This is a genomic window from Rhodanobacter sp. T12-5 (genome assembly GCF_008329435.1).
Taxonomy (GTDB): domain Bacteria; phylum Pseudomonadota; class Gammaproteobacteria; order Xanthomonadales; family Rhodanobacteraceae; genus Rhodanobacter.
Genome location: NZ_NPKN01000006.1, coordinates 279,394 through 289,561, shown reverse-complemented (window position 1 = coordinate 289,561; position 10,168 = coordinate 279,394). Strand labels below are relative to the sequence as shown.

Below are 10,168 nucleotides of genomic sequence, written 5' to 3'. Positions count from 1 at the left end.
CGAAGCACTTGTGCGACGATGGTCGAGCACGCGCTTGAGCGAGCTGATCAGTCAGCTGCGACACCCCAGTCCACAGCTACTGGATCAGCTGGGGGTTCCGACATGAAAAACGTGGGGAAACCTCAGAACCTGACCCCGTTCTTGCCCTCCGTTTTTTGACCCCCGTTTTTTCATAAGGGTGATCTTTCGTGCTTCAGGCTTATCGTCCGGTGCGTCCAAGGACTCCGCTTTCCAGGGGCTGGCTACTACCTGATTCATACACGCGGTAATCGAGCCCTCCATCGTTGCGCTTGGTCAACTCCGCGTAGCCGTCCTCAAACCGGTCGCAGTAGCCGCCATTCGAGTGCGAAAAGGAAAAATATTCGCTACCGCCGCGAGTTCCCGCGTATTCCGCCTCCAAGGTGCAGACTTGCTTCCCCGTATAACGCCAATGGCTCTCGCGCCCAGACGGAATAGATGCCTCCAGATGCACCTGCGGCCGGCTGCTGTTGGCGCTCGTATCGCCGTGCCCCACCCAGTCACCGTTCAGTTCGAGCGGTGCATAGGCATCAGCTCCAGCCAAACTGCCATCGAGTCCAGCGAGATCGAAGACAAGAGTATTCGGACCTGTCATTCGCAACGTCAGGTGCTTGCCGATGAGTGCATCGCAGAATCCGCCGTTGGAGTCGGTCACGCCGAGGCCCCACGTACCGTTTCCAATCGCAATATTGTTCTGCAGGTACACGCGGCATTGCCTCGGCGACCCCAGCTTCAGAATGCCGACAGCAACGTCTCTAGTGCTCGTCAGCTTCAATTCCACGGCGATCGGCCGGATCCCCATGCTGACTTGTCCGTACCAGACTCCCTCCGGTGGAGGGGCACCCAGGGCAACACCCGCCAGGAGCATTCCCAGACCAACCAGCGAGCCGAATAGCAGGCTCCCCTTCTGGGTCCGCACCATGTTCGCGAGCTTTTTGTTCATGACTTTCCCTTCTACGTTGCACAGCCATTTCAGCAAAGTCGAAGACCCCGGCGCAGCCCGCCGCGGTCAGTGCGCTACAGGTGAGAGCCAACGAGCCGGACCGGGGCCGAGCGTGCATAGAAGTGCACCGTTCTCGACAAAGGCGATCTGCTGCGGCAGCGGCTTGTTCACAGCGACGGCAATGAACCAGCCCATTTTGTAGGACGATGCATGCGGCGGTTCGAAATGCACCGCCAGTGTCAGCGTGCCAGAACCGCGTGTCACGCTTTCGAGGCGGAAAACGTGCCTGGTATTGTTCGTACCGAAGACGGAGCGTCCAAGCAGCACAACAGCGTGGTCTTTCCAGAAATTCGCTGGCGGCGCGAAGTGCTTGTTGCGCCACATCACAGCCGCCGGATGCAGCACACGAGACCATTGCGCCTCGGTTTGCATCACCGCACAAAGCGGCGCGCCATCGGGCGTCCAATGGGTCAGAAACACTTGATAGTCACCCGGGCGAATCTGCACAACCCGTTCGGCAGCGCAAGGCGCGAACGAGATGCACAATAGCGCCAGCAGACAACACGCCTTGAGCCAACGTGCGCACCCCAATGCCATTGATTCCCCTTGTGAATGCCGGATATGGAAGCTGAAAGCCTACGCTATCCAATCAAACGCTCCTTGACCTCTATTCCGGCCTTCGTAGCGTCAAATCCCACTCTTCCTTTTGCGCAGGAATATGCTGCTTTTTTTGAGCACGAGGTATGACCATCCGCCTATGTCCTGTAGATATCACTGACACAAGTCAAATGGCAGTGAGCGCCTTGGCCTGTCCGCTCTGAAAATGCACCGGACGATCGCAACAAGACCGACGGTACCTGCGCGCGCAGAGCACTCTCATCATTTTCAATATTGCGGACCGCACAAGCACGACCCCCTGGGCCGATATTCTTGCCGTGTAGCGCCGAGCAATCGCCGCAGCGCCGTCTGCCTGGCGGAGGTCGTTCATCCAGGGGCATCGCGCGAGCGAAATCAGTTATTGGCAACCTGCCGGAATTGCGCGTTTCGGCCAGGCCAGCTTCCACATCTCGACGCCTGCGTTGAGTCATCGGGGATATACATATGAACCTTGTGGCCGTGCTCGATCATGAAACTGATGTTATTGCCTGACTGGCCGTGAACGCGAATAGTTACATAGGTCTTGTCGGAACCGCAGTCGGCAGTGAACTTGCTGAGAATATATTGAAAGTTGGAGGGAGGATTGTTCGAACCTTGGCCGTTCCAATTATTGTTGTTTCCATTATTGTTGCCGTTGTTGTTGCTGTTATTAGATGCCCGCCATGTGCTTGGCGAGGACGGTACGCCACTTGGCCAGACGGTCGTGATCGCGCATTCCGCGCGATTGGTACTCGCCGCACATGTTTGATCGCCGTTCTGCAACAGCTGCCAGATACGATAGCCATCGGGGTTGAAACCACCATGCGGGGGCTTGTCGGCAGGCATCACCCCCTCCTGGGCCGGCAGGTGACACATGCTGCACTGCTGAGTGCCCGCCAGATTGGCGATCGGCGGATTGGCGAAGGCCGATTGCTGAGACATGATCATGACGCCGGCGGCGATCACGAAGCCAGCGCTGAATGTGTTCCGGAATTTCATGGTTTGGTCCTCAATGTCGATGGTCTTGATATAATGAATTCGCCAAGGCTGTTTCCGTGCCGCGCAGCAATACTTGCACCACCAGCAAAAAAGGAGCGCTCCGCCGAAGGAAGCGCCCCGATTTCAGTGATGGTGTTATTCCGTATCAATCGCCATGTCAAACGGTCCGGTGCGGACATCAACAAACGTACTGGTCCAAATCCCCTGTCCCTTCTGCGACGGTACGCTAGCTCGCGCCGATTAACCTGTCAATCCACCTGCGCGAAAATGCCGGCAACGCGCCGGTTGCGCCTTTTGGATAAAAGGAAATGTTAAAACCATGGCGTAGGAATTTGCGTTTACTCGATTGCGCGCTGCCCCCTTTCTTCGCCCTTGGCGAGAAACTAGTGAGCGAGATCCCGGCCAATACCAAACAACAGCGCACACTGAAAGCCATCCAATTCTGCGCCGTGATTATTTGACTGAGCTACAACGCTTCGCGACGGCGACAGCGCGAGACTGGTCTCCCGGAAGGCCTCGCGATGGCAAACTTCACCATGAGAAATATCTCTGGTTAATGTTTTCTTGCGTCCTGTTCTTGCGTTTTATTCGCTTTTCGCCGCAATCGCCGACGCCATTCCTGACCTTTTTCAGCCCTTTGTCCACCTCTCATTTGGCTCCCACGGAATCCCGATCCAGCTGGTTGGGGCAAGCCGGATTGCCAGAAAGCCGCAGCGGTTCGTTCTGATTTCGATATTGGCGCGATACGCCAAATGCGCCCGCGTCTGAAAGCCCACACCCAGGTAACACGAGTAGCTGACCTGATACTCACCTAGAAAAGATGTCAGGGACAATTTGGACCCGCGCGCCCCGCGCAGACCTCAACATCTAAATTGTCCCTGACACCATTTGCATGGCGGTCGATGAGCGGGTCGGATGCCGGCGAAGCGTTGGGTCTTGGCTTCGACCATGGCGCGGAAGTTGTCGCGCCCGAGCGCGCGCTGTTGCTGGAGATAGTTTCGGATCGCCGCGATGTCGTCGTCGGAGAGCGTTTCGCGCAGCAGTTGCCAGTAGGCCGCCGCGCGCGTCTCGGGCGTGGGGCCAGTGACGTATAAGTTGGGTGAGGCGTGAGCCACGCATCCCGGCGCTGGCCGCAATGATTGGCTGCGCTCGACCAGATGTAGGCCACCGGTTCGTCCGTCCTGCGCGCACGTACCGGGTTGAGCTCGATGTAATGGTGGCAGCGCAGGACGTAGGTCTCGGTATCCGAAAAGGTGTCCGTCAAGGCCGGGCCATCTCACCCTGACCCCGGTTTCAGCGATTGTTCCAGGGGAAGCCGGTCGCCAGGGTCATCTGGTCATTGACCGGATACCTGCGCGGATAGAAGCCCGTGAACGTTGCCCTGCCGGCCTGGACCGCCATCAATGTCCGGTCCAGGTCGCGAAGGTCTTTCACGGTCAGCCAGGGCGCCGCCACGCCCTCGCCCTTTCGACAGCAATGCGCGCTCCACAGGATCGTGTCGCCGGGCAGGGTCGCGAGCAGCTGCCGCGCCGTCTGGCGATAGGCCGACAAGCTCGCGCCCGGCAGGAAGGCGTAAAGCGTGGTGGGATAGACGTAGTCGCCGATGAAGAGCCGATGGTCCGCTGCATCGAACAGCGCCGCGGAGCTTGGCGTATGGCCTGGGGTGGACAGGACGGTCAACGAGCGGCCGCCCAGATCGATCACGGCGCCGGGGCTCAGCCATTCGGTGATCCGCGTTGCCGGAGCGCTGCGCCCGTCCCAAAAGCCGAGGTACGCGTAACGACCCGGCCGCAGGCGCCCGTTGGACACATCCGCACGCGTCTGTGGCAGATCGATCATGGCCACGTGATCGAAAGCACCGATCCCGCCGAAGTGGTCGAAGTGCAGATGCGAGACCATCACCGTGACTGGAAGGCGCGTGAGGGATCTCACCACCTTGCCGATGTCGCGCGTTCCCGACCCCGAGTCGAACATCAGCGCGCGCTTCGTTCCGATGATCAGGTAGGAGTAGTTCTGCTGGTAGTAGCGTGGCTCGCCGATGGCGAAGGTTCCCGCGCCGAGATCCTGCACTACGAAATAGTCATCGAACATGCGGCCCTTGGCGATTCTGGCCGGCGTGGGATCGACGATCACGTGCTGCTCCAACCGGGGCATCAGCTCGGCGTAAACGAACGGCGCAAACGCCGCGGCCAGCACGGCACCGACCAGCAACACGCCGACGATGACACCCGCGGCGACCCATGCCCTGCGCCAGATGCGGGAACCGGTTTGTTTGCCCATGCTCGCTCCCGCTGTTCGACGTCAGACTGCGCCGTGTCCAGGCCACCGTCGCAATCCGGGACGCCAGAAATTGAACCCGACCCCGGTTCTATTTAGGCAACCCCGCCAGCCACGCCAGCACCGTGTGTGACAGCTCGATGCGCTTGTCCGAATAGGCGTGGTCGGTGGCGAAATGCCGGGTGGTCAGGTGCGTGTCGCCGGCGTTGCGCAAGGCAGCGGCGAAGGCGTTGTTCTCCCGGGTGAGGCCGTCGTCGGCCGTGAGGATCAGCGCGTTGCGGTTTTTCAGCGCGCCCACCTTGTCCAGGAACGGCCAGCTCATGGCGTGGTCCGCCAGCTCCCTGGCCAGCCCGTCTGGTGTGCATCCCGCCAGCGGCGCCATGCCTTCTTCGGCCAGTCCGTGGGCCATGGCGGCGATCGCGTCGGAGCGCTTTTCCATCGCCAGCATGGCTTGCATGCGCCCGGACATGTCGGCAGCCGAAATGGTGGCGAAGGCCTTGATCGCGGGATCCGCCGCAGCGGCCTCGACGGTCATGAAGCCGCCCATGCTGTGGCCGATCAGCACGATGCGGTTTGGATCCAGTCGCAACGACCGGGCCACCTCCGGCTGGCGCAGGTAGGCGATGGCGGCCACGGTATCCTCGATGCTGTGCGCGAACGAGAAGTCGCCCGGCGTACCCCACGAACCGCGGTAATTGAAGTACAGGACATCCCAACCGGCGCGTCGCATGTCCTGCGCCAGATCGAGGTTGCGCTCGTTGCCGGGAAACCCGTGCAGCAGGATCACCACCGGATGGGGACCCGCATCCGCGGCGATGTACACCAACGCATTCATCAGCTTCCCATGGCTGGGGATCTGCATGGTCTGCATGGATGCGCGATCAGGCGCGTGGGTCGCTGCCACTGCCGGATCTTGAGGCGTACCCGGAATCGGCGGCATCCCGGCGCGGACAGATCCAACGGCGAGCGCAAGACAGGCGCTGAGGAACACAACCCTTGCGTGCTTCATGGCATTCCCCTAAGCGGAATTGGACAAGTCTGGTACGGAAGGAGCGCCGAACGCCAACCTTGCCAGACTACTCCGCCGAACGGGGCCATCTCAATCCGGCCCCGTTCGTTTCTGTTTCCAAGGAACAAACCGCCGCGAGTCTGGCGAACTCGCGGCGGCCCGTTTCAATCGTCAGTGCAACCTACAGAACGAGGGTTGCCGGCCGAAAATCCGTCAGTAATCCCACTGCACCGGCACGAAACGGAAGCTCTCACCGTTCTTTGCAACGTGACCGATGGACGGGAACGCGATGTGCGCTGCGGCCAGCAGCGAGCCGGTTTCGGCGGCTTCGTTGAGCAGCGCGATGCGCGCGGTCGCCGCCACTTCAGGCTCGTGCTCGAAGCCGTTTTGCCATGTGGGGTGATCGAAGCCCACTTCGAAAATCATGTCGCCGACGAACGTCAGCTTTTCGCCTTGTGAAGCAACGTCCACGACGCAGTGTCCCGGCGTGTGGCCGCCCGTCACGCGCGCGGTGACGCCTGCGGCGACTTCCACGGTCCGATCGAACGGCACGATGTTGTCGCTGTAGAGTTCCACGAACCTGGCAGCGGCCTTGCGCAGCGCGGGCGGCACCGCTTCGGGCATCACCGTCCTGCTGAAATCCGGGTGCTTCCAGAACTCCACTTCCGCCGCGGCCACGTGGATACGCACGTCCGGGCGCAGCTTGGCCTTGATGCCATCCACGTTCAGCCCGCCAACGTGATCCATGTGCATGTGCGTGACCACGATGTCGGTGATCGCCGCCAGATCGATGCCGGCCGTTTCCAGCCGCAGCACCGAGCGACCGGCACGCGAGAAGTACTCGAAACCGTCGCCCACGCCCGAGTCGATCAGGATCAGGCGGTCGCCGCTGCGTACCAGCGCGATGTTCAGCGCCCAGTCGAACATGTCACGTTGCAGGAAACGATGGTCGAACCATTGGTTGCGCTCGGCTTCGCTTACGTTGGTGGACATGGTGGAGGTCGGCAGCGGCAAAATGCCATCGCTGATCAGCACGACGTCGACGTCGCCGATGCGCACGGCGTAGCGGGAAGACACCAGTTCGCCGGAATCGTCTTTGCCAATGTTGGCGGTAACCGCTTGCACGTTGCGGGCTGTAGCGCTCATTTTCAGGAGTCCTGTGGATTGCGTGGGGAAGGCCGCGGGGAAGGGCGCGATGCACGAACACGACCGCGAATGTCGCGCGCTTCGTCGTGCTCGCGCTTTCGACTGATCGTGTGATCAAGTCTAGTCAGGGGAGCTCACGCCGGTAGTACCGTGAAGGTCCTCAGCATGTTGCACTGGCGGCAACAATCGACAACGGCTTCCCGCGAGAAGCAAAAATGGTGCGGTGGAAGAGGTGTCTGGAACAATTCTTGATCCGCCTCCCTCGGTTGCTCGAATGGTCCCTGCCACCATGCTTGCTGCCTGTTCCTTGATGTAACCTCGCCAGAAATTGCGCGGGGAGACGGTCCATGAAGAGGGCAATGTTGCGCTACTTGCTGCTTCTGTTTGTGGCGCTGCCATGGGCCGCGAAAGCTGCGCCGGGTTCCAGCGATTATTTGTTCGTGTGGGCGATGGAAGCCCGTCATCCGCAGGCGGACACGATGGCCTTGAAGCCCACCGATCTGGCCGCGCGGCGCACGGCAATGGGGTTGGGCAGGGATTTCCTTGCGGTCTTCGATGTGCGGCCGGGCCCGTCGTTCGGGAAGCTCGTCGCGATGGTGCCCGCTGGCCCGGCGGCGATGGCTCACCATACGAACTATGCGGAACCGCCCGACGACATGCTGTATGCCAACGACTGGCTCGGCAACAGCACCTACGTTTTCGACCTTCGCAAGCCATTGCATCCGCGACTGGCGCGGACATTCGGCAGCGTCGGCGCACTCGGTTATCCGCACTCGTTTGCCCATCTTGCCAATGGCAACACGCTGGCGACCTTTCAGTATGCGGGTGGGTTCAACCATGCGGCGGGAGGGCTGGTGGAGTTCGATCCGCAGGGTCGGGTCGTGCGGACCGCCTCGGCCGAGGCGGCCGGATATCCGGACATCCGCCCCTACAGCCTGGCGGTGGTCGAGCAGGCAGATCGGGTGGTCACCAGCAGTGCCGACATGATGGCGGCGCAGGTGAGCCATGTGGTTCAGATCTGGCGGCTCGCCGACCTGAAACTGCTCCAGACCCTGCGACTGCCGCCGGAATCCGACTGGATTTACGACACGGCGGCCGATTCGTCGGAGCCGCGCGTGCTTGCCGACGGCCACACGGTTCTTGTTCCGACGTTCAACTGCGGCTTGTTCCTGCTCAAGAACCTGGCAAGCGACAAGCCGAGCCTGCAGCATGTCTACGACTTCGGCTACCGCACCTGCGAAGTGCCGATCGTGGCCGGCAATTTCCTGGTGGAAACCATGCAGAGCGGGCACGTCGTCGCCAGCCTGGACGTGCGCGATCCGAAGCATCCGCACGAAGTCAGCCGCATCCTGCTGCCACCGGATGAATATCCGCACTGGATCGCGATGGAGCCGGGTGGCGATCGCCTGGCGATCACGGGCTATGGCGCGCTTGCCACCAAAGTCCGCTTCGCCAGGATCGATCGCCATACCGGCGCCCTGACGCTCGAACCGGAAACGATCGATTTCACGCGCACCTGGCCCGATGGCTGGCAAGGGAGCGCCGTGCCGCATGGTGCCGTTTTCAGCCGTCCCTGAAGACGAAAACAAGACGGGTCCACCATTTCGCCATTCGGGTCAATAGGCACGCCAAAAAAACCGTCTCCGATCTGCGTCGGAGATCATGATGTCCCGTCTTGCCGCCGACCATCAGCCGTATGTTTCATGCGGCGCTGCTTGCCAAACACTCATCGGTCATCGCGGATCCCGTCCAGGTGCACGTCGTGCGTGGCACAGAATCACGGGCTCAAGGGCCACCTCTTGGTCGCTCGGTCCGCGTGCGGTCCTGCGTACAAGGTGCCGGCGAATGGGCACTGCTGAAAGTGACCGTGGCAGCGTCGGAGACGGGGCGGAAGGTGCATGCGGCGGCATGAGGTCGTTGCAGCGAAGTCGATCGCGTATTCAAGGCCCGGGTTTGCGCCGGTTGAAGCGTCCCGGGGTGTGTGCCATATTTGGTGCCAAATAAGGAGCCATATATGGAAACCATCCACGCCAGCGCGAGTGTCAGCATCACTGAACTCAAGCGCAACCCCAGTGCCGTGATCGAGGCTGCCGATGGCGAGTCGGTCGCCGTGCTGGTGCATAACAAACCCAGCGCGTACCTGGTGCCTGCAGAAACGTACAAGCGTCTGCTGGATCGGCTGGACGATCTGGAGCTGGCCGAACTGGTGCGTGCACGCAGCGGCGAGAAACGGGTCAAGGTAAAGCTCGATGACCTATAGCCTGGAGTTCGTCGAATCCGCGCTGAAGGAATGGCGCAAGCTTTCCCCCGATATTCGCCAGCAGCTGAAGAACAAGCTTTCCGAGCGACTGGTGCATCCGCACGTTCCGGCGTCCCGTCTGCATGGATTGCCGGATTGCTACAAGATCAAGCTGCGCGCCTCAGGTTTTCGCCTGGTCTACCAGGTGCACGACAAGGTGCTCGTGGTCACCGTGATTGCGGTAGGCAAGCGTGAAAAGCGCTTGATCTACCTGGCGGCGAAGAAACGGCTCTAGAAGGAAGCGGGGTTTGACCCCCGATGCGCTTGCACCATGCGTACGGCTCGCTCGCAGACCTCAGGTGAGAAGATGTTCATGGCTCCATCTTCTCAAGAGTTGCAGCCTTCAAAACCCGTGGCGATTCAAGCCGAAGCGCTTCGTGGCTCGACCTGGTGCACGCATTGGGCCGCATATAACCTTCACGACCGCCATCAATTCCCGGAAGGAGCACCATGGCCAAGTACCTGATCTCTTTTCCAAGCGCGGCGATGGTTGTGCCCGATGGCGAATGGGAAGCGGTGGGTCGCGACGCACACGCTGTGATTGATGAGGCGAAAGCTGCCGGTGTTTACGTCTTCGGCGGCGGAATCGACGAAGACGTACCGCCCATACTCGTCTCTGCTGACGGCGCGGTTGCAACGGGCGGCTATCCCTGGGCGCCCACGCTCGACGGCGGCTTCACCGTGCTGGAACTGCCTTCGCGCGAAGAGGCCATCGCGTGGGCGGCGCGCATCGCCAAGGCCTGTCGCTGCGACCAGGAACTGCGCGCCTTCGGGTTCGACCCGCAGTCCTGATCGCTCGATATCCTGACGAAAAAGGTTCAGGGACGAATGGCACTTACTC

At 61.0% G+C, this 10,168-nt stretch carries 11 protein-coding genes; 4 read left to right on the top strand and 7 right to left on the bottom strand.

Annotated elements, in window-relative coordinates; translation table 11 throughout:
- Positions 1-199 precede the first annotated feature (199 nt).
- From CIW53_RS13695 to CIW53_RS13665, 7 genes are all read right to left on the bottom strand, one after another.
- Entirely contained in the window at positions 200-961 is a 762-nt protein-coding gene (locus CIW53_RS13695; RefSeq protein WP_149365263.1) for a hypothetical protein, read from the bottom strand.
- 66 nt (positions 962-1,027) lie between these two features.
- Positions 1,028-1,468 (bottom strand): hypothetical protein, encoded by a 441-nt coding sequence (locus CIW53_RS13690; protein WP_149365262.1) that lies wholly within the window; start codon positions 1,466-1,468, stop codon positions 1,028-1,030.
- 504 nt (positions 1,469-1,972) lie between these two features.
- On the bottom strand, positions 1,973-2,596 hold the full coding sequence (locus CIW53_RS13685; RefSeq protein ID WP_149365261.1) for a hypothetical protein: 624 nt from the start codon (positions 2,594-2,596) through the stop codon (positions 1,973-1,975).
- An 860-nt stretch (positions 2,597-3,456) separates the two neighbouring features.
- Positions 3,457-3,711: a hypothetical protein gene (locus tag CIW53_RS13680; RefSeq protein WP_242451914.1), complete on the bottom strand. Its 255-nt coding sequence runs from the start codon at positions 3,709-3,711 to the stop codon at positions 3,457-3,459.
- Positions 3,712-3,889: 178 nt separating this feature from the next.
- Entirely contained in the window at positions 3,890-4,810 is a 921-nt protein-coding gene (locus CIW53_RS13675) for an MBL fold metallo-hydrolase (protein WP_207105466.1), read from the bottom strand.
- A gap of 154 nt (positions 4,811-4,964) precedes the next feature.
- Positions 4,965-5,744 carry an alpha/beta hydrolase gene (locus tag CIW53_RS13670; protein ID WP_242451913.1) on the bottom strand — a complete coding sequence of 260 codons (780 nt, stop codon included), beginning with the start codon at positions 5,742-5,744 and terminating at the stop codon, positions 4,965-4,967.
- Between the two features lie 351 nt (positions 5,745-6,095).
- Positions 6,096-7,028, bottom strand: a complete 933-nt coding sequence (locus CIW53_RS13665) for an MBL fold metallo-hydrolase (RefSeq protein ID WP_149365258.1) — start codon at positions 7,026-7,028, stop codon at positions 6,096-6,098.
- Positions 7,029-7,375: 347 nt separating this feature from the next.
- On the opposite strand from CIW53_RS13665, the gene CIW53_RS13660 reads away from it, so the two are divergent.
- The 4 genes from CIW53_RS13660 (at position 7,376) to CIW53_RS13645 (ending at position 10,119) form a co-directional block, all read left to right on the top strand.
- On the top strand, positions 7,376-8,605 hold the full coding sequence (locus tag CIW53_RS13660) for a hypothetical protein (protein ID WP_149365257.1): 1,230 nt from the start codon (positions 7,376-7,378) through the stop codon (positions 8,603-8,605).
- Positions 8,606-9,042: 437 nt separating this feature from the next.
- Positions 9,043-9,288 carry a type II toxin-antitoxin system prevent-host-death family antitoxin gene (locus CIW53_RS13655; protein WP_149365256.1) on the top strand — a complete coding sequence of 82 codons (246 nt, stop codon included), beginning with the start codon at positions 9,043-9,045 and terminating at the stop codon, positions 9,286-9,288.
- On the top strand, positions 9,278-9,562 hold the full coding sequence (locus CIW53_RS13650; protein ID WP_149365255.1) for a type II toxin-antitoxin system RelE/ParE family toxin: 285 nt from the start codon (positions 9,278-9,280) through the stop codon (positions 9,560-9,562). The genes CIW53_RS13655 and CIW53_RS13650 overlap by 11 nt, the downstream gene beginning before the upstream one ends.
- 215 nt (positions 9,563-9,777) lie before the next feature.
- Complete coding sequence (locus CIW53_RS13645; protein ID WP_149365254.1) at positions 9,778-10,119, top strand: YciI family protein; 342 nt, start codon at positions 9,778-9,780, stop codon at positions 10,117-10,119.
- Positions 10,120-10,168: the final 49 nt, after the last annotated feature.

Coding starts and splice junctions, on each gene's coding strand:
- CIW53_RS13695 (WP_149365263.1), bottom strand. CDS start 961: ATGAACAAAAAGCTCGCGAACATGGTGCGGACCCAGAAGGGGAGCCTG.
- CIW53_RS13660 (WP_149365257.1), top strand. CDS start 7,376: ATGAAGAGGGCAATGTTGCGCTACTTGCTGCTTCTGTTTGTGGCGCTG.
- CIW53_RS13685 (WP_149365261.1), bottom strand. CDS start 2,596: ATGAAATTCCGGAACACATTCAGCGCTGGCTTCGTGATCGCCGCCGGC.
- CIW53_RS13665 (WP_149365258.1), bottom strand. CDS start 7,028: ATGAGCGCTACAGCCCGCAACGTGCAAGCGGTTACCGCCAACATTGGC.
- CIW53_RS13650 (WP_149365255.1), top strand. CDS start 9,278: ATGACCTATAGCCTGGAGTTCGTCGAATCCGCGCTGAAGGAATGGCGC.
- CIW53_RS13645 (WP_149365254.1), top strand. CDS start 9,778: ATGGCCAAGTACCTGATCTCTTTTCCAAGCGCGGCGATGGTTGTGCCC.
- CIW53_RS13655 (WP_149365256.1), top strand. CDS start 9,043: ATGGAAACCATCCACGCCAGCGCGAGTGTCAGCATCACTGAACTCAAG.
- CIW53_RS13670 (WP_242451913.1), bottom strand. CDS start 5,744: ATGCAGACCATGCAGATCCCCAGCCATGGGAAGCTGATGAATGCGTTG.